This window comes from Streptomyces silvisoli, assembly GCF_029269905.1.
GTDB classification, from domain to species: domain Bacteria; phylum Actinomycetota; class Actinomycetes; order Streptomycetales; family Streptomycetaceae; genus Streptantibioticus_A; species Streptantibioticus_A silvisoli_A.
The window spans coordinates 105,860-124,676 of the sequence record NZ_JARJBC010000001.1 but is presented as its reverse complement, the minus strand read 5'-3'; the positions used below and the strand labels follow the sequence as shown (position 1 = coordinate 124,676).

The 18,817-nt window shown below is 67.8% G+C and carries 17 protein-coding genes; 5 read left to right on the top strand and 12 right to left on the bottom strand.

The window, feature by feature from the left end:
* Positions 1-44: 44 nt before the first annotated feature.
* The 4 genes from P3G67_RS00550 to P3G67_RS00535 form a co-directional block, all read right to left on the bottom strand.
* Positions 45-2,273, bottom strand: coding sequence for a xanthine dehydrogenase family protein molybdopterin-binding subunit (locus P3G67_RS00550; RefSeq protein WP_276091639.1), 2,229 nt, complete (start codon positions 2,271-2,273; stop codon positions 45-47).
* Between the two features lie 9 nt (positions 2,274-2,282).
* Entirely contained in the window at positions 2,283-3,266 is a 984-nt protein-coding gene (locus tag P3G67_RS00545; protein ID WP_276091638.1) for an FAD binding domain-containing protein, read from the bottom strand.
* Positions 3,266-3,832 carry a 2Fe-2S iron-sulfur cluster-binding protein gene (locus tag P3G67_RS00540; protein ID WP_276091637.1) on the bottom strand — a complete coding sequence of 189 codons (567 nt, stop codon included), beginning with the start codon at positions 3,830-3,832 and terminating at the stop codon, positions 3,266-3,268. The genes P3G67_RS00545 and P3G67_RS00540 overlap by 1 nt, the downstream gene beginning before the upstream one ends.
* Positions 3,833-3,997: 165 nt before the next feature.
* Positions 3,998-4,579 (bottom strand): zinc-binding dehydrogenase, encoded by a 582-nt coding sequence (locus P3G67_RS00535; protein ID WP_276091636.1) that lies wholly within the window; start codon positions 4,577-4,579, stop codon positions 3,998-4,000.
* A gap of 150 nt (positions 4,580-4,729) precedes the next feature.
* Here P3G67_RS00535 and P3G67_RS00530 point away from each other — a divergent pair, with 150 nt between their 5' ends.
* Entirely contained in the window at positions 4,730-5,404 is a 675-nt protein-coding gene (locus tag P3G67_RS00530) for a TetR/AcrR family transcriptional regulator (protein ID WP_276091635.1), read from the top strand.
* 349 nt (positions 5,405-5,753) lie between these two features.
* Here P3G67_RS00530 and P3G67_RS00525 read toward each other — a convergent pair whose 3' ends face one another.
* Positions 5,754-5,957 carry a cold-shock protein gene (locus P3G67_RS00525; protein ID WP_269859228.1) on the bottom strand — a complete coding sequence of 68 codons (204 nt, stop codon included), beginning with the start codon at positions 5,955-5,957 and terminating at the stop codon, positions 5,754-5,756.
* Positions 5,958-6,592: 635 nt separating this feature from the next.
* On the opposite strand from P3G67_RS00525, the gene P3G67_RS00520 reads away from it, so the two are divergent.
* Positions 6,593-7,240: a hypothetical protein gene (locus P3G67_RS00520; protein WP_276091634.1), complete on the top strand. Its 648-nt coding sequence runs from the start codon at positions 6,593-6,595 to the stop codon at positions 7,238-7,240.
* 22 nt (positions 7,241-7,262) lie between these two features.
* Here P3G67_RS00520 and uppS read toward each other — a convergent pair whose 3' ends face one another.
* Both uppS and P3G67_RS00505 read right to left on the bottom strand, forming a co-directional pair.
* A complete protein-coding gene (gene uppS / locus P3G67_RS00515) occupies positions 7,263-8,906 on the bottom strand; it encodes a polyprenyl diphosphate synthase (protein ID WP_276091633.1) in 1,644 nt (547 codons plus the stop codon).
* A 496-nt stretch (positions 8,907-9,402) separates the two neighbouring features.
* Positions 9,403-9,987, bottom strand: coding sequence for a TetR/AcrR family transcriptional regulator (locus P3G67_RS00505; RefSeq protein ID WP_276091632.1), 585 nt, complete (start codon positions 9,985-9,987; stop codon positions 9,403-9,405).
* A gap of 213 nt (positions 9,988-10,200) precedes the next feature.
* Here P3G67_RS00505 and P3G67_RS00500 point away from each other — a divergent pair, with 213 nt between their 5' ends.
* Positions 10,201-11,139: an alpha/beta fold hydrolase gene (locus tag P3G67_RS00500; RefSeq protein ID WP_276091631.1), complete on the top strand. Its 939-nt coding sequence runs from the start codon at positions 10,201-10,203 to the stop codon at positions 11,137-11,139.
* Positions 11,140-12,041: 902 nt separating this feature from the next.
* Here P3G67_RS00500 and P3G67_RS00495 read toward each other — a convergent pair.
* Positions 12,042-12,167 carry a hypothetical protein gene (locus P3G67_RS00495; RefSeq protein WP_276091630.1) on the bottom strand — a complete coding sequence of 42 codons (126 nt, stop codon included), beginning with the start codon at positions 12,165-12,167 and terminating at the stop codon, positions 12,042-12,044.
* A gap of 867 nt (positions 12,168-13,034) precedes the next feature.
* On the opposite strand from P3G67_RS00495, the gene P3G67_RS00490 reads away from it, so the two are divergent.
* Positions 13,035-14,132: an RICIN domain-containing protein gene (locus tag P3G67_RS00490; protein ID WP_276091629.1), complete on the top strand. Its 1,098-nt coding sequence runs from the start codon at positions 13,035-13,037 to the stop codon at positions 14,130-14,132.
* A gap of 122 nt (positions 14,133-14,254) precedes the next feature.
* Here the strand turns inward: P3G67_RS00490 and P3G67_RS00485 are convergent, their stop codons facing one another.
* From P3G67_RS00485 to P3G67_RS00480, 3 genes are all read right to left on the bottom strand, one after another.
* Positions 14,255-14,410, bottom strand: coding sequence for a transposase (locus P3G67_RS00485; RefSeq protein WP_391858152.1), 156 nt, complete (start codon positions 14,408-14,410; stop codon positions 14,255-14,257).
* 64 nt (positions 14,411-14,474) lie between these two features.
* Positions 14,475-14,846, bottom strand: coding sequence for a hypothetical protein (locus P3G67_RS35930; protein ID WP_391858171.1), 372 nt, complete (start codon positions 14,844-14,846; stop codon positions 14,475-14,477).
* On the bottom strand, positions 14,825-15,559 hold the full coding sequence (locus P3G67_RS00480) for a hypothetical protein (RefSeq protein ID WP_276091628.1): 735 nt from the start codon (positions 15,557-15,559) through the stop codon (positions 14,825-14,827). The genes P3G67_RS35930 and P3G67_RS00480 overlap by 22 nt, the downstream gene beginning before the upstream one ends.
* A 730-nt stretch (positions 15,560-16,289) precedes the next feature.
* On the opposite strand from P3G67_RS00480, the gene P3G67_RS00475 reads away from it, so the two are divergent.
* Positions 16,290-16,730 carry a MarR family winged helix-turn-helix transcriptional regulator gene (locus P3G67_RS00475; protein ID WP_276092041.1) on the top strand — a complete coding sequence of 147 codons (441 nt, stop codon included), beginning with the start codon at positions 16,290-16,292 and terminating at the stop codon, positions 16,728-16,730.
* A gap of 36 nt (positions 16,731-16,766) precedes the next feature.
* Here P3G67_RS00475 and P3G67_RS00470 read toward each other — a convergent pair whose 3' ends face one another.
* The gene (locus P3G67_RS00470) at positions 16,767-18,557 is read right to left on the bottom strand and encodes a chloride channel protein (RefSeq protein WP_276092040.1); all 1,791 of its coding nucleotides are present in this window, start codon (positions 18,555-18,557) and stop codon (positions 16,767-16,769) included.
* Positions 18,558-18,817 lie beyond the last annotated feature (260 nt).

The window sequence follows — 18,817 nt, the reverse complement described above, 5'->3', positions numbered from 1 at the left end:
GCAGGAGCGGGACATGGCGGCCCCAGCGCCGAAACTTTGCCAACTCAGGCCTCCAGCAGGGGTAGACCGGGCAGCACCTTCTCGATGGTGATGGGGAAGTCACGCACGCGCACGCCCGTGGCGTTGAACACCGCGTTCGCGACCGCCGCGCCGGCCCCGCAGATTCCCAGCTCACCGACGCCCTTCGCGCCAAGGACGTTGGCCTTGTCGTCGAACCCGTCAAGGATGACGGCGTCGACGTCCGGGACGTCGGCGTGGACCGGCACCAGGTACTGCGCGAAATCGCAGTTGACGAAGGCACCGGATCGCGGGTCGACGACGGCCTCTTCCTCAAGGGCCGCGCCGACTCCCCAAATCATCCCGCCGATCAGCTGCGAGCGGGCCGTCTTCGGGTTGAACACGCGGCCCACCGAGAACACACCGAGCATCCGCCTCAGACGGATCTCGGCGGTGTCCGCGTCGACCCCCACTTCGGCGAAATGGGCCCCGTAGGTGTTGATCGAGTAGGCCGTGTAGTTCGGATCATCGCCCATGAAGCGGGTCCCGCCCTCCGCCTCCACACCTTCGGGATGGTTGCGTGCGACGATCTCGCTCACTGCCTCGGACGCGCCGCCGATACCCACGTTGCCATCGGAGAACACGGCGTCTGCCGGGTCGAGGCCGTGCAGCGGAGAGCGCGTGTCACCGCCCGCCGCGACCAGCACCTTCTCGCGCAGGGCCAGGCACGCACGATGCACAGCCGTGCACGAATTGGTGGCGCCCCACGAGCCCCCGGACCCCCAGCTGGAGGGAAAATCGGACCGCCCGAGCTCGATCCGCACCCGATCGGGCGAGAGCCCCAGGCCGTCAGCCACGACCTGGGTCAGGACGGTGTAGGTACCGGTGCCGAGGTCGGTCATGTCCGTCTGGACGACGGCGGTGCCGTCCACCTCCAACCGCACCCGCGCCGCGGTCGGCCCTTGGAAGTGCCCGCGGATGGCGGCCGACATGCCGTAGCCGACCAGCCATCGCCCGTCGCGCACACTCGCCGGGGCGGCGGGGCGGTGCTCCCAGCCGAACCGGCGCGCACCTTCGCGCAGACACTCGACCAGGTGCCGGTCGCTGTACGGCACGTCCCGCTCGGGATCGACGGTGGGCTCGTTGCGGATCCGCAGCTCCACCGGGTCCATGTCGAGCGTGTGCGCCAGTTCGTCCATCGCCGACTCGACCGCCAGCATGCCCGGCGCCTCGCCCGGTGCGCGGACGTCCGTCCCGCGCGGCAGGTCGAGCGGCGCCAGCCGGTGGCTGGTCAACCGGTGGGGCGCCGCGTAGAGGCTGCGGGTCGTGGCGGCGGTCTGCTCGGCGTACTCCACGTCGGGGTTGGTGTGCATGGTGACGTCATGGGCGATCGCAGCCAGCCGTCCGTCCTCCCCCGCACCCAGCCGAACCCGCTGGCTGGAGGTGGGGCGCATGCCGACGAGTTGGAAGATCTGCTGCCGGGTCATCGCGACCTTGACCGGTCGGCGCAACGCGCGAGCGGCGAGCGCTGCCAGGATCGTCTCGGAATGGATGCCCAGCTTGGACCCGAATCCCCCGCCGACGAAGGGGGTGACGACGTGAACCCGCGCCGGGTCGATCCCCAGCGTGCTGGCGATCGAGGTCTGCGCCGCATCGACGATCTGGCAGCTGACGTAGACGACCAGGTCCTCGTCACGCGGTTCCACCAGACATGCGTGTGGTTCCATCGGCATCGAGAACTCGTACGGCGTCGTGTAGTACTGGTCGATCCTGACGTCCGCACTGTCGAACCCGGCATCGAAATCGCCCACCGCGGTGTCGGTGGGGAGACCGGCGTTGACCACCTTCGGGATGTACACCTCGTCTTCCTGCTCGGCGAAGTTGAAACGTCCCCGCCCCCTGGTGTATTCGACTTCGACGAGATCGGCCGCCGCGCGGGCCTGCTCGAGGGCCGTGGCGACGACGAGTGCCACCGGCTCGCCGTAATGGTGGATGTCGGGGCCGGTCAGCACCGGCTGGGCGCGCCAGTACTCGAACGGAATGGACTCATCGCGAGGGCCTTGCGCCGGGGCATTGAGATGGGTCATCACCATGTGCACGCCGGGCGCGCGTTCGGCGCTCTCCGTGTCGATCCGGGTGATACGGCCCCTGCCGATCGTCGCGCCGAGGATGAAACCGTAGAGCGGCTGACCGGCCTCCCATTGCTCGTAGGCATAGGTGGCCCGGCCGGCGACCTTCGACGGGCCGTCGACGCGGTTCAGAGGTTGCCCGATCATGCCGCCTCCTCAGCTCGCCCGGGCTACCTGCGCCAGCGTGCGGCACAGCGTGCGTTTGGCCAGCTCGATCTTGAAGTCGTTGTGACCCTGCCCGACCGCGTCGCGCATCGCCGCCTCGGCGGCCGCGCGATAGTTGGCCATCGTGGCCGGACGGCCGGTCAACGCGGCCTCCGCCTCGACGGACCGCCACGGCTTGTGCGCGACACCGCCGAACGCCACCCGCGCCTCACTGATCGTTCCCTGATCGGTCGAGACGACAGCCGCCACGGAGACCAGCGCGAACTCGTACGACGCCCGGTCGCGCACCTTGCGGTACTTCTGCCGGCCCGGCGGAGGCGGGGGCAGGACGACGCTCGTGATCATCTCGCCGGGCCGCAGCACGGTCTCGATGTGCGGGGTGTCGCCCGGCAGCCGGTAGAAGTCCGTGATGGCGACGCGGCGTACCGCCTGATCGGCGTCGAGCAGCTCGATCTCCGCTCCCAGCACGGTCATCGCGACGGCCATGTCCGAGGGGTTGGTGGCGATGCAGGACTCGCTGGCGCCGAGGATCGCGTGTATCCGGTTGAACCCGCCGATCGCCGAGCATCCGGACCCGGGATCACGCTTGTTGCAGTCCGCGGCGGTGTCGTAGAAGTAGGGGCAGCGAGTGCGCTGCAACAGGTTTCCGCCGGTGGACGCCATATTGCGCAACTGGCCAGAGGCGCCGGCCACCAGCGCCTCCGACAGCACCGGATAGCGGGTGCGCACCCGGGCGTCGGCGGCCACGTCGGAGTTCGCCGCCTGGGCGCCGATGCGCAGTCCGCCGTCCGGGAGCTCCTCGATGTCCCGCAACGGAAGCCGGCTGATGTCGACCAGATGGCTGGGCTGCTCGATGTCGAGCTTCATCAGGTCGAGCAGATTGGTGCCGCCGCTGATGAACTTCGCGCCGGGTCGGGACACCGCCGCGACGGCGGTCTGCGCGTCCGTCGCCCGCTCGTAGGTGAACGGCCTCATCACAGGCCTCCCTGCGCGGTGCCGCGGATGGCCGCGACGATGTTCGGGTAGGCGGCGCACCGGCAGATGTTGCCGCTCATTCGCTCGCGGATCTCCTCGTCGGTCAACGCGACCTGCGGCGCGGACACGTCAGCCGTGGCGTGGCTGGGCCAGCCAGCCTCCACCTCGGCGAGCATGCCGACGGCCGAACAGATCTGGCCGGGCGTGCAGTAGCCGCATTGGAAACCGTCTCTCTCGACGAAGGCGCGTTGCATGGCGTGCAGGTCATCGGGATCGCCCAGGCCCTCGATCGTCACGATCTCGTCGTCCTCGTGCATGACGGCGAGCGTCAGGCAGGAGTTGACCCGGCGGCCGTTGACCAGCACGGTGCATGCTCCGCACTGCCCGTGGTCACACCCCTTCTTGGTGCCGCTCAGGCGCAGATGTTCGCGCAGCGCGTCGAGCAGCGAGGTCCGCGGATCCACCTCAAGCTGCCGCACCTGATCGTTGACGCTCAGCCTGATCGTCGAGAGGCGGACCGTCTCACCCTGGCTCCGCCCCATGGCGCCCGTATCCGAATCGCTCATCACGGCCCGCCTTCTTGGCTAGCTGCGGGTTCCAGCTGGAAATGCGTCGCCACTTCCGCGCACGCTCCTCCCTCCCAGCGTCTCGCGAAAGCCGTCGCCCCGCGCGTCGGAAGGCGGCCGCCGGGTCGATGTAGGCGCGCAGGGCCAGCACATTCGACTCACGCCCTAGATGGTGATCACGACCTTGCCGCAGGTCCGTCCGTCCAGCATGTGACGGATGGCTGCGGCGGCTTCGTTGAGCGGATAGCTCCGGTCGATCGCGGGTGTGACCTTGCCGGACTCGATGAGTTCGCGGATGGCCGTCAGGTCTGCGGAGTTCTCCGAAGCGACGAACGTACCGAGGTTCTGGCCGACGAACGGAGACAGCGCATGGGCCCTGAGCTGACGGTCGATGCCGCCCAGCCAGAGCTTGTCGGGTCGCGCGTGCGCGTACTCGGCGAACGAGCCGCTGCCGATGCCGAACACCTCGTCGCCCGGCTTGAAGCCGGTCACACCGGCGCCGACGATGTGCACCGTTCCGGCGAGAGCACGGCCCGGATTGGCGCTCTTGGGCCTGCGCAGACCGAACCCTGCCATCCGGATGGGATAGGGCAGACCGGCCATCACATGCCACGTCCCCCGGTCCACGCTGGCGGCGTGCACTCTGACCAGGACCTCGTCTGGCCGAATCGTGGGCGTCTCGATCTCCGCGAGCCGCAGCACGTCCTCGGGGGTCGGCCCGTACCGGTCCTGGACGATCGACTTCATCGTCGTCCCCGCGGCGGCCGGAGTTGCCGACTGGGTTGGGCTGGCGAACTGTTTGCGCTGGATCGCGACGCTCCAGAATCTGATGACCTTACGCCGTAAGGTTGATCCTTACTCTGTAAGGTTGTCAAGGTCGACGACAGGAGGACGCAGATGACCCCGCGGCCCGCGCGCGACCGGGCGCCCCGCATCCCACTCAGCCGCCAGAAAGTGCTGCACGCGGCTGTCGCCCTGGCCGACGAGAACGGGCTTGAGGCGCTCACCATGCGCAAGCTGGGCGAGGCGGTCGGGGTCGAGGCGATGTCGCTCTACACGCACGTGGCCAACAAGGAAGATCTCCTCGACGGCATGGTCGACCTGATCTTCGGCGAGATCGACCTGCCATCCCCTCATGACCACTGGAAGGCAGCGATGCGGCAGCGGGCGGTCGAGGTTCGCCAGATCCTGTCCCGCCACCGCTGGGCGATCGGCCTGATGGAGTCGCGCAGCTCACCCGGTCCGGCGACGCTGCGCCATCACGACGCCGTCCTCGGGTGCCTTCGCAAGGCGGGTTTCTCCGTTGCCCTGGCCGCGCACGCGTACTCGGTCCTCGACAGCTACATCTACGGGTTCGCCCTACAGGAGCGCAGCCTGCCGTTCGACACTCCCGCCGCAAGCACGGAGCTGGCGCAGGCGATCCTGGCGCAGGCCCCCACCGACCAGTACCCGCACATGTCCGAGCTGGTGACCGAGCACATACTGCGCCCCGGCTACGACTACGGCGACGAGTTCGCTTTCGGGCTCGACCTGATCCTCGACGGGCTGGAGAGAGCAAGCCGACAGAGGTGACGCCTCGGACTCCCCTTGCCCACCAGCCCGCCACCGGGGGCCACGGGAGCGCCAGCGCGGCGTGGGTGGCGCCGGTGAGCGGGCCGCCCCCGGCGGGCACCTCGCCGGGGCAATCGCTGACGGACATGAGCCCGTCGCACAACCCAACGTCTGTGAGCCCCGGACAGCGGAACGGACTCGGGAGCCGGGGCCGACGGCGGTGCTCACTGCGGTGACCGCCGCATCCACCACCATGGTTGAGGTCACTGACGTGGTAATGGCGTTCGGCGCCGCGCTTTTCTGCCGAGGACGGGGAAAGTGAGAGGCCCCGACCGAATCGACATCCGGTCGGGGCCTCGCTCATACGCCGTTATGCGGGGCGGATGTGCTCCGCCTGCGGGCCCTTCTGCCCCTGCGTGACGTCGAACGTGACCTTCTGGCCTTCCTGCAGCTCGCGGAAGCCCTGAGCGTCGATGTTCGAGTAGTGAGCGAAGACGTCGGGGCCGCCGCCGTCCTGCTCGATGAAGCCGAAGCCCTTCTCACTGTTGAACCACTTCACGGTACCGCTGGCCATGCCTGTCTCCTTCAAGGGAATGCATACCGAGTCCCGCACCGCGCGGGATCCGGAGGTGATCGCCCTGGTCCGGAGAGACGCTGAACAGCAAGAACGCCCGTGAGCACGTCACGGGCGAACGAGACTTCGGAACCACGACTACTACTGACGACGCTACACCGCGCAGCACCAACCAGCCATCAGAACACCAAAGCCACCTCCCCGCGCCGCCGAGAGGCACAATCTCCTACCAGACCCTCCGGGGGTGGCTGTCCTCACGGCATGAAGGCGTGGACTTTCCCTTCCGTCCGACTGGGGCAGGGCGTGAACTTCCCTTCCGTCCGGCTGGGGGAGGGTGCGCAGCTGGTGGCTGAGGCATTGCAGGAGGCGCCAGCCGACCCAGCGCGCTGGGATCACGGCCGGTGCCTGGCGGACGTCGTCGTTCCTGGCGTTCTCCGAGTCGGCCTCTGCCACGTCTGTGGCCGGTGACCTGCCAGACGAAACAGGTACGTATGGGACGCCTGGGGGCTCCGATGGAGGCGTCAGTCCCCCATCCGGGTGATTCCTCGCATTGTCCGCCCCCAGGCGCTCAGGTGACCGGATGATCCTTCCGGGGGTCGAGCCCTGCGGCCCGAGGAAGGATGGTGCGCACAACGATGAGCACGACGCGACGAATGGTTCTGGGCGCGGCCCTGACCGCTCCGCTGCTGGCGCAGTTCGCGGGAACGGCGTCCGCATCGGTTGCGGACGCCAAGTGGGGCACGGTCTCCGACGGCTGGGTCGAGGTTCGCTGGACGCCGCAGGCGCAGAGGCAGTTGGACCAGTTCGAGGCGGAGGTCGAGGCGGTGGCTCCGGCACGGCTGGTGAAGGATTCGCGCGGTTCGGCGATGCGGTTCCCCGTGCGGTCGGGCTCGGGTGATCCCTCACTGGCCGACGTTCCGAGGGCGCAGGGCAATGGTGGCCTGGATGGCGGCATCGCGGTGCGCACGGCGCGTGGCAACTTCCGGGTGGAGAAGCTGGAGAGTGTTCTGCAGGACGGGGTGGTGTCCGGGACGTGCGTGGTCAACGGCGTCGACCTGGGGCACCGTTCGGTGTTCGGGTGTGATCTGGCCGAGGGACGGCTCACCACGGACAGCGTGCCGCCGGGCCAGCCGATGAGGGTGCGGATCCAGGAGGTGCCGCTGCGTCCCACCGCGGAGTTGGCTGATGCGTTCGCCGCAGCCTTCGGCACGCCTGCGTTCACCACCGACACGGTGCTGGCGCACATGACCGCCGAGGGCTTGTACACGCCGCCGAAGAGGTGACCCGAGGCCCGGCCCGGATCCGTCAGTCGGTCCGGGCCGGCTCCACGGGCCTCGCCGGGCCGGGCAGGCTGCCGCCAAAGCGGCGCTCTCGGCTGGCGAAGTCAGTGAGGGCCTCCTGCAGCTGGGTCAGGCCGAAGTCGGGCCAGAGAGTTGGGTCGAAGACCAACTCGGCGTAGGCGAGGTGCCAGGGCAGGAAGTTGCTGAGCCGCTGCTCGCCGGAGGTACGGATCAGCACGTCGACGTCGGGAAGGTCGGGCGCGTACAGGTTCCGGGCGATGTCCGCAGGGCCGATGTCCTCGGGTTGGATCGCCCCCGCCGCCGCCTGCGCGGCCAGCGCGCGAGCGGCGGTGACGATCTCGTCCCGGCCGCCGTAGTCGGCGCAGGCAGTCAGCGTCAGCTCGGAGTTGTTCGACGTCGCGCTCTCCACCAGTGCCAGTTGGGAGGCGAGCGAGGGATCGATCCGCTCGCGCCGCCCGCACCAGCGCACCCGAACGCCGAGTTCGTGCAGCCAGTCGATGTCCCGGCTGATCGCGTCGGCCAAGGCGTCGAACAGGTCGTGCACCTCCTCCTGGGAGCGGTCCCAGTTCTCGGTGGAGAACATGTAGATGCTCAGGTGCCGAATTCCCAGCCGTAGCGCGGAGTTGACCAGCCGCATCGCGGCCCGATAGCCCGCACGATGGCCCTGCGCGACCGACATGCCCCGCAGCGCGGCCCACCGCCGGTTGCCGTCCATGATCACCGCCAGATGGTTCGGCACCGGACCGGCCGCGGGCCACGCCGGGCGGCGCCGGGCGCGACCCGTCACCGTCAGCGGCTCGAGACCGTCGGACAGCACCCGGGAACGCAGGAGCGTGACCTCGTCGAACTGCACCTGGGCGCCGAGGAGGAGCGCGCCCAGGAACGCCTCGTACTCACAACCCACCGTCGCGGTCACTGGCGCCGCCTGCTGCAACAGCCCGTGCCAGCGGGTCAGCTGAATGTCGATCAGCTCGTCCAGCGCCTCCCGCGGCTCACTGCGCCGGAGATCGGCGACGTCCAGGCCCAGCTGTCGCAGATCCTCACGGGGCAGGTAGCAGCGGCCTGCGGCGAGGTCGGCTGGCATGTCCTCGAACACGTCCGCCAGATGGCACGCCTCGCCCAGCAACGACGCCAGCCGGAAAGCCTCCGGCCCCCGCGGTTCCAGCAGCGGAGTCCACATCTCGGCCGACGTTCCCGTGGTTCCCCGCAGATAGCGCCGCTGGTCCGCGAACGTCTCGAACACGGGCGGAGAGACGCAGTCGGCATGAACCGTGGTGAGGAACTCCTCGATCACCGCACGATCGAGATCCCACCGCAGCGCCGTGTCCACGAACGCCCGCCGCAGCGGATGCCCGCTGCGGCCCGAGCGCAGATCCTCCAGCGTGTCGGAGCACCACCGCGCGATCCGGCGTTCGCGGGCCGCCGGCGCGCCCTCGTCGGCGATGCGATCGGTCCGCACCGTGAAGCCGATGATGGCGTGCACGTGCGGCCGGACCGCGGCGGGCAGGGTCTGCTCGGTCGCCGTCCACATCGGAGCCAGGAACTGCCGGACCTCGGCCGCACACGCCTCATAGGACTCGCACAGATCGAGCGAACCCGTGAACGCCCCGTCGAACTCCACCGCGCCCAACCCCGCCTTCGACGCCACTGCCCACACGACACCCGCAGCCCCGGCAGCAGCACTACGGGCAGCGGCGCCGCTCACCGACCCGATCGCCGAGAGCCCCCACCATCACTAACGACACACCGCCTGGCCGGTAGCGTTCCTCCCGCCACAGCCCAGCCGCCGATCTCGATGCCCTCTGCGGTGAAGACGGCGCCGAATGCGCGGGTGTACGCGACTGCGGCTCCAGCGTCCTGAAGACCCATCACGAGGTTTCTGGCGGCCTGAGTGCCCCAGGCCGCCGTGGGATGAGTCGTCGCACCGAGGATGCGGACACGGCGGTTGGTGTGCTCGATGACTGCGAAGACGTACAGTGTCGCCCCGCTCAGGGTGGTGGCGGTAAGGAGCGTTCCACCTGGCCTGGTGGGATTGGCGACGAAGCCACCAGTCCGAGCGCGTTGGCACCACTACCGCGCTCGCCTCGAACTCATGAAGTGACTGTGCGTACCAGGCCGCGAGTCCGACGGCCGTATCAGATTCGCTACGCGCGCAACGACTGTGACAGCGCGTCAACGGTGACGCCCACGACAGCCAGGAGCTGCGCCGGGCTCGCCCCGGCCCTGCTCATGACGGCGAGCGACTGGTTCACAGCCGCCGCGTGTACAGCGAAGGCTTCGGCGTCCTGGTCGGTCAGTCGGCCGGCCTTCAGCGCGGCACGCAGGCGCAGCCGCTGGAAGCCGAGCGCCTGCTTGGCGTGCGCCGCGACGCTCGGACTCAGCACTGGGATTGCCATGACTGACTGGGCAATCAGGCATCCATCAGGTAGTTCGGGATCGGCGATGCGCTCGAGGGTGACGTCGAAGAACGCACGAACAGCGGCAACGGGTTCCGAGGCTGCACACGATAGGGCGGCGTCGTACTTCTGCCCATAGCGCGCGGCGTAGAGATCCAGGCAGCGCAGGAAGAGCGTGTCCTTGTCGCCCAGGGAGGAGTAGATGGAACTGCGGTTCAGGCCGGTCGCCCGAGACAAATCGTCCAATGAGGTGTCGGCGTAGCCGTCGCGCCAGAACTGGATCATCGCGGCGTTGAGCGCCGTATCCATATCGAACTGCTTCTTGCCTGCCACGCGGCACTTCCTTGCCGATGCGTCGTTGGTTCGGACTGCGTTGCGCACCATTCTATCTTGAACTGATCAGTTCAAGATGTGTAGCCTTCAAGCGTGGTCATGGCCGGGCAAACCGCGCACTTCGCGACCTCGCGAGAAACGCACCACGTGGCCCCAGCCACCACCGTCAGCTGCACCGTCCCAACCGCACATCTGACACCGACGGAGGTCCCCGTGACCGGCCCAGCAACCAGCACTCCGCATGTCTCCGAAAGCAACCCCATCCGGGACCTGCCCCTGCAGCGTCTGGCCGGATTCACTCACCGCTGGGTCGACGCGGACGGCGTCCGCCTTCATGCCGTCGAAGGCGGACGGCCGAGCGGCCCGGCCGTCGTCCTGCTCGCCGGGTTCCCGCAAACCTGGTGGGCCTGGCGAAAGGTGATGCCCAGCCTCACCCACCGGTTCCACGTCATCGCGATCGACCTGCCGGGACAGGGCCACTCCGAGCGTCCAGAGCGCGGCTACGACACGCACACGGTCGCCGCGCACGTCCACACCGCCGTGAAGGCTCTCGGAGTGTCGACTTACTCCCTGGTCGCCCACGACATCGGCGCCTGGGTCGCTTTCTCCCTCGCCCTCAACTTCGAGAGCCACCTGCGCGGGGTCGCTCTGCTCGACGCCGGAATCCCCGGAATCACTCTCCCGGAGGCGATTCCCACCGACCCGGATCGCGCGTGGAAAACCTGGCATTTCGCGTTCCACATCGTGCCCGACTTGCCCGAGACACTGCTTGCCGGCCGTGAACGCGAGTACGTCGGCTGGTTCCTGAAGGTGAAGGCCCTGTCTCCCAACACGTTCGACGACGCCGAACTCGACCACTACGCGGCGGCCGTCGCCGTCGACGGCGGCCTGCGCGCTTCCCTCGCGTACTACCGAGACGCCGCAGAGTCAGCGCGTAAGAACCGCGAGGCGCTCCGGTGGCGGCACCTGACTGTGCCGATCCTCGGAATCTCCAGCAGCCACGGCTCCGTTCCGGACATGGCCGCCTCCATCAGCCCATGGGCCGACAACACCACCCGGATCGTCGTGCCCGACGCTGGACACTTCATCCCCGACGAGCAGCCCGAAGCCATCGCCGCCGCGATAGCAGACTTCATCGCCGACGACGACTGACCCGTCGAACCTACCCGACCGCGCCGCCCAAGGCCGCGCGAAACCCAGACCACGAAGTCTGACTGCGGTATTAGGCGCACGCCCGAACAGCCAAGCCCCACGGCCACCCTCCAGCACCCTGACGGAGGACGGCGTTTCGCAGGTGCGCTGACTTAAGCGGCCACTCCACCATGCGGGTCCACCAACTGATCTCAGCGTTCCTGGCGGCCGATGAGCGCACCAGTGGTATCACTGCACCCGATACCCAGTAGACGATCAAGCGCAGCCCCTGACCGACGTCATTGATCACGCGGGGACACGGGTGCGTACGCCACCGCGTGGGAGGCCGAGCCTCAGGGGTGCGCGCCGCTCCTTTTTACGTCGATGTGACTCGGCTTATGGCGAGTGTTTCGGCGCCGGTCGGCATTCCGGCACCGTCGACTGCGCTGCTTAGTGTGCCCTCTCCGTCTACCCCAAGGACCCTAGTGAGGGCGCCTGGAATCGGCCGCCGCGCGCCGGGCCAGACTCAAAGGGCACAAGGGCCAGGTGTCGATGCTGGTGGCCGCCGTGCTCGGGTCTGCGGGGCAGCACGTCCGCCGTGCGCTGGACGGTACCGGGCGTGGCCCCCTCACGAAACCCATGACGAAACGTACTCGAACGAGCACAGAAGGTGGCTGTCGCGTGTGTGTCGAGTGTGCGCGACGGGGAGTCCGCTGGGGAGTTACCAGCCCGAAAAGCCTTCTACCGCAGGGGAGTTACGCTCATGAGCACACCCACACCCAATCTCACACCCCTGGACACCAAATCGATCCCCAGACAACACCCACCTGTTGCGGGACGACGCCCGCCAGGAGCTGACCGATACCCAGTGGACCGACCTGCCCGGCGCGTCCATCAACCTGGCAGTCGGACAGGGAACTCCCTCATACCGGGGCGGCCTTCGTCGCGACCTTCAGCGCCGAGGCCATCGTCTCCCACCCCGACAACAACGCCGTCGCGAACGTCACCGTCTTCTTCGGTAACGACCAGGCCGCGCCGGTCAGCAGCAACCACCGCTTTGTCACCGCCCGCGGCAATCCGGAATGGTCCTCCTACACCCTGATCCGCGTCGCCGACCCCCCAGTCGCCTTACCCACACGCAACGTCACGGCCCGCGTGAAGGTCAGGGTCTCGAGCGGCGCGACGGCAGGCTTCCAAAACTGGGTCCTGAAGATCGAGCGCTACAACCGCTGGCCGCGCCACCACCCCGCGCCGTCATACTCACACAAGACCGAATCGGGCCAGGCAGCACACGTCCTCCCCGCAACCCTGAGTGGCTAGTGCCCTGAGTCAGTGATCCACCGAGAATCCGGCGCCCCGCGGTCACTCACCGACACCCGCCGACGCGATCGACCCACGCAGCGCCGCAGTCGGTACGACCTCGGCGTTTCGAAGACTCAGGGCACCAGACCACGCGAGGGGGCCTCACCAACACTCTCGCCTGCAACTTCCCTGCTGGTGCTGGCGAGTTGGGCTAGCCCTGTTAGCGTGGTGTTGCACTGTTAGTCCATGCCCAGGCTTGATCAGTCAACTCATGGCGTCGGACCACAGCTTCAACGCCCAATGGAAGGGATGCTCCGGTTTCGGGGCATCCCTTCCGTCAGGGGTGCCGTCTCACCTTGATCCACCCCTGTCCCTCCACGGCCGATGGCCACTGCTGACTCCTTGCTGCTGGACACGTGAGACGGAGTGCGCCCTGACAAGTCACTTGTCCACGTACAGCGGCTGGATCTCTCCCTAGACGTCCCGCTGTCCCGAGCGCTTGACTCGTTCCCTGCCGAATCCACCTCATTGGCGGCGCCTTGCCAGCTATGCCGGAGATGAGTGCTAGCTGTTCGGTGGGCCAGGCTCCTTCCGCGATCGAGAGGATGGCTACGATGTCCGGTATTCCGGCTGGTAGGTCCTACCGCATCAAGAACCAGCGCAGCAATCTGTACCTCAACGTCACGTCCTACAGCCTCGGTGAGTCCGCACGGCTCGAACAATGGCAGCTCCGGCCCTCCGGCCAGGAGCGCATGAGCCAGGTCTGGCATGTCTTCCCACTCGACTTCGGCAAGTACCTACTGGCCAACAAAGCCAGTGGACTCGTGGTGAACATCGTCTCCAACAGCACCTCACCGGGGGCGTACGCAGAGCAGTACCGTCTCCAGCAGCCGAGCAGCAGTCCCGCCCAGCAGTGGTTCCTTCACTCGGCGAGTGGCGGCACCTTCCAGATCGCCAACGAGAAGAGCCAGTTAGCCCTGAACGTCAAGAGCTACAGCACACAGCCCTCCGCCCCCGTCGAGCAGTGGTACTTGGGCGATGCACAGAAGTGGTACCTGGAAGTCGAGGACGAGTACAAGTCCGTGCTCGAGTTGCCCGACATTCCCGACAGGGGTATCGGTGACATCCACCGGATGACCAGCTATCAGCCCACGCCGTCCGCGAAGACCGACCCCGTCGAGGTCGGGGTCATGGCCTATCCCTTCCCGCTGGTCAAGGACTCCGCCCACGACCGTCAGCGCCAAGCCCGGGAGAACCCGTACTACTTCCTGCGCCGGTACGGCTACTGGGAACGGGTCTACTCCTACGAGCACGGCGGCGCCTCGGACTACACCCACTCCGAGGAGACCACCGTGGGCCTGACAACCTCCAATGCCAGGACTGTGGAGGAGACCACCACCATCTCGGTTACCGCCGAGGCCAGCTTCGGCTTCAAAGGCGTCGGGGCATCCCTCAGCTCGACCATCAGCCACGAACTGAAAGTCATCACCACTCACGAGGAGGTCAAGAGCCATTCGAGGACGGTGAAACTCGAACGGAACTACCAGGCGGGCAAGCGTGTGACCGAGGCGATCTGGTACCGCAGCGACAAGTACGTCCTCGAACGTCTCGACGGGTCCAAGGTCCTGGAATGGACCACCCGCGATCCGAACACCTCCATCGCCGACGCGTACCCCCGTGAGGCACTGCAATACAGCCCCGAACAACCCTGACCGTCGCGAGGGTGGCCAGATGATACTCCGGACACCTAGAACGAGCTCCACTGCTGCCAGCAGACCAGGCGCCGCCAGCAGGTTCACCCCGAGCCGAAACCCAGTTCCAAGGGCAGAGGTTGTCAGGCAATGTCCTTGCACAGGACGTACAGGATGCCCTGCAGACACAGGCGGTCGTCCACCGGCCGAGGTCCAGGCGACTTCTCAGGCCAAGGCGGCAGGAGCGGCTCGATCAGCATCCACAGGTCGTCGTCCACGATCCACGGGCGAGTGCTCACGCGCTACGAACGGACGGATCACCACACCGGCCACGCCCGACCCGCGCATCTCAACAAGATCGCGTTACGAGCTCCTAGACTCCGTGGCGGTCGATTCCGCAGGGTCACGGCACTGCAGCCATGCCATAACCGGAACGGGGAACCATGAGACATCCTGTTCAGCGGGCCGCCATAGTGTTAATCGGCGCCCGCACCGTCCACGCGGGTTGCGCCGCCGGACCCGCCACGACGGCGCGTGAACGGGAGTGGGTAACCGTGAGTTCGGCGGCGGGCGACGTGGCTCGGGACGTGTGGGAGTGATGCCGCTCCGGCGTAGGGCTCCGGCCCCTACGGCCAGCCAGACGGTGAACGCGATCCAGGACAGGATGTGGCCCGCTTCCCACACCGGCCCGCACCGCAGTTCCTGCGCCATGGTCAGGCTCGCCAGAGCCAACATGCCCATGGGAAAGGCCGTTGACCATCGTCTGATGTCGTAGCGCGGCCGGGGCCAAATGACCTCAGGAGTTGGTGTGCCCGAGGCGCGTTCAGGAGTGACGCTGCTGCCAACGCGCTGATTGCCAGGGCCCCGCCGGACACCCATTGGTCGCCCGCGCCGCGCGCTACGTGTCGCGCGTCGAAGCGGGTCGCGGCCACACCGTACAACGCGAGTCCGCAAACGAAGGCGGCAAAGGCGGGTACGGCTTCCCAGGAGTGGCCTGATCGCCGGGCGAGTTGGGCCGCCAGTACGGCGAGGGCTTGGGTGGAGACAGACGTCAGGAATGCCGAACCGGCTGTGGGCGTTCGCCAATGCCGCAGTACCGGTGGAAGAAGTCCAAGCCACAGCAGTACAGCGACACACAACAGCCCCTGGGCGATGCCGTACCGGCCGAGCATCGCCATGCGGGTTCCCAGTACGGCGGTACCCGCGGCAAGAGCCAAGGAGGCGGGTTCACTGGCCATCGAGGCGAAACTTCCCGGGGTGAAGACCATCTGAGCAAGGAAGCCGAAGAAGAGCAGCAACCACATCAGGGCCGTCACGACCAGCAGGGCTCCGGACAGCCACTGCGGGCCGGTCAGCGCGAAGCAGGTGGACAACGCACCGGTGGCCATCACCGCCGCGGCCGCCTCCGGCGGTCGCGTCACCGACGACCGAGCAACGGCAGCAGCCATATGCGGGAAGGTTCGCACGGCGGACTCCTGCACCGGTTTACCGAAGGCTGGGCACCGGCCGTTGATCGACCGGCCTCCGCCGCTGTCGGTCGATCAACGGCCTGTGTGCCGCACCCCTTGAACGGGGTGCGGCACCCCGGCCCCTCACCCGGTCATCTGTCAACTCCTGGTGCGTGGCGGCGTTGACCGCATCGCAGGACCAACCGCAAGAGCCCGAAGGCGAGCGCCACACCAACCGCCGCGGCGAGCAACGGCGCACTGTGCAACGCGACGCCCGCGACGAGAAGGGCCACGCCGGTCACCAGCACCACGTACTTCACGATCGGATCGACGTGAGGGCGTAGTGCTGCCATCGCCCTGGCCCTGGGCGACGACTTGCAGCGCCCCGGCCAGATCCATCACATGCCGGATCTCGTATCCCTGTTCCCAGCCGTACCCGCAACACAGGCGGACGAAGGAATAGGCTTCGTGTACAGCTTCGGCGGCCACCGGCATCACCCCCTGCGTGTGCGACGCCACGGCACCCACACCGGGTCCTCTGCCTGTACCACTTTGAGGATACCATTGCAGTCCGCAATAATGCAGGTACTACCAAAAATCCACCCAGTCCGGACACGCGATTGTTCGAGTCCGGATGACGGCCATGGGGCAGCAGGTGAAGGGCAGCAACGCACCACGCGTGACGGAACGGCAGGGCAGTGACACTGTCGAGGAGGTCAGTGCCGCCGTGATGACCGCCTCCCGGTTGTTCGTGGCCATCTCCGCCCGCGCACTCGCCGACATAGATCCCAGCCTGACCCTGCCCCAGCTGCGCACACTGGTCGTGCTGGAGAGCCAGGGCCCGGTCAAGCTGGCAGCCCTCGCGTCGGTGCTGGGGGTGAACCCCTCCACGGCGATGCGCATGATCGACAAACTTGAGGCGATCGGCCATGTCGACCGCCAGATCAACCCGGACAACCGCCGGGAGGTCATTCTGCGCCTCACCAGGGCCGGACATCGCCTTGTCCGCGAGGTGCTGGCCCGTCGGCACGACGACATCGCCACGATCGTGGAACGTCTGCCGGCCGACCAGCGCAAGGGCCTCGTTCAGGCGCTGCAGGCCCTCATCGCCGCCGCCGACGAGCCGGCCATCGACCTCGCGACGGATCCGGCGCTGCTCGCTTCCCCATGACCTCCCACGCCTCAGAGGGCAACGGTGTAGGGCCGGTCAGCAGTCGGCGTTGATCTTCATCGGCCCGGGCTCTCCTTGTCCGCCGTCGGCTGAGGCAAGCGCCTGCCGGGGAAGCAGCCGCTGGCGGTGATGCTCCTCGGTGAGGTCATGCAACCGCGCGTGCAACAGATGCGGCAGCGCGATGGTTCCGACGACCCTTTCCACCGACTCGCGGCTCACCACGGGCGCCTCGGTGATGCCGTGCTCGGCGAAAAGATACGCGGCGCGGCGCAGGGTGTCGTCCGGCCGCAGGACCACGGGCACCGGAACGGCAACATCGGCGACAGTGGCTGGTACTCCCTCGTTGAGGGCCCGCGAGGTGGCGTCCAGCAGGGCTCGGCGGCTGACCACGGCGTACGGCGCGCCTCCACTGTCCGTGACGGGGAACAGCCGCTGCCCGTCGTCGGGCTGTTCGCCCGGCCGCAACGTCCTGGCCAGCGCCTCGTCGAGAGCGTCGGCGCGGCCGAGCACGACGGGGTCGCGGACCATCACCTCTTCGACGAAGAAGGTCTCCAGGGGGTCGGTGGAGTACTCCCGGGTCAGGTGCAGGCCGCGACGGGCGATCTTCTCCGTCAGCACCGAGCGCTTCAGCAACAGCACGGACAGCGCGTAGGCGGCGGTGGAGGAGATCAGCAGCGGCAACCCTGCCGCCCAGGCGTGGGTGAGTTCCAAGGTGAAGACCACACCGGTCAGCGGCGAGCGCATCACACCGCCGACCACGGCGGCGAGCCCCATCATCGCCCAGAATCCAGGCACCACATGTGGAAGGACAAGCCCTTCGGCGGCGCCGACCGCCCCGCCGATCATGAAGACCGGAGCGAGGACACCACCGGACGTGCCGGAGCCGAGCGACAGCGACCAGATCAGGGTCTTGACCACCAGAATGCCGACGATGAGGGACACCGTGGCGCGGCCGGTGAGCAGTTGGTCGATGACGTCGTAGCCCACACCGAGTGCGCGCGGCTCGATCAGACCGCCGAGGCCGATGACCGCACCGCCGATGGCCGGCCACCACATCCAGTGGAACGGCAGCCGGGCGAAAGCGTCCTCGGCCCGGTAGACCAGCCAGGTAGCCGCCACCGCCAGCGCGCCGCCGATGGCGCCCGCCAGCACGCACAGCGCGTCCACTCCCCCGCTGGTGTGCAGATTGTTCGCGGAAACCGGGAAGATCGGCCCAGTGCCCATCAGAAGGCCACGGCACACCGTGCTGACCGCGACGGCCCCCACAACGGGTACGAAGCTGCGTGGCCGCCACTCGAACAGCAGCAGCTCAACGGCCAACAGCACCGCTGCCAGAGGCGAGTTGAACGTGGCCGCCATACCGGCCGCCGCACCGGACACCAGCAGTGTCTTGCGCTCGTCGGCCGTCAGCCGCAGCCCCTGGGCCAGTATCGAACCGATCGCCCCACCGGTCATGATGATCGGTCCTTCGGCGCCGAACGGCCCACCGGTACCGATGCTGATCGCCGCCGAGACAGGCTTGAGGACCGCCACTCGGGGGGCCACCCGGCTGCCACCGGTCAGGATCGCCTCGATCGCCTCGGGCATGCCGTGTCCGCGTATCTTCTCCGAGCCGTACCGGGCCATCAGCCCGATCACCAACCCACCGGCCACCGGCGCACCGAGCACCAGCCACCACGGGTGATGCAGGCCGGGGGCATCCAACGACGCCTGCCACCGCTGGTAGAAGACCAGGTTGGTGACCAGGCCGATCAGCCGCAACAGCGCCAGCGCCGCCACCGCACCCGCGGCGCCGACCAACAGCGCCCAGCCGGTGATCAGCAGCATCCGCGGCCGGACGGTGAAGTCTCCGAGGTGCGCGGCCCTGTGCCGCGTACCGCCGCTCACGCCGACACCAGTCCGCGATGAGACGCCATACCCAGGCACTTCGCCGCCCCGGGCGGATCACACACAGGAACCTTCGACTGGTCCGTCCATATCTCTCCCACAAGGCAAGTATTGCATGCTGCAATACTTGCGCCGGGGTAAGCGCCCGATTTTGCTGGCCAAGCCGTTACGTGGACTTGGTGCCACAAGGAGGCGCCGAC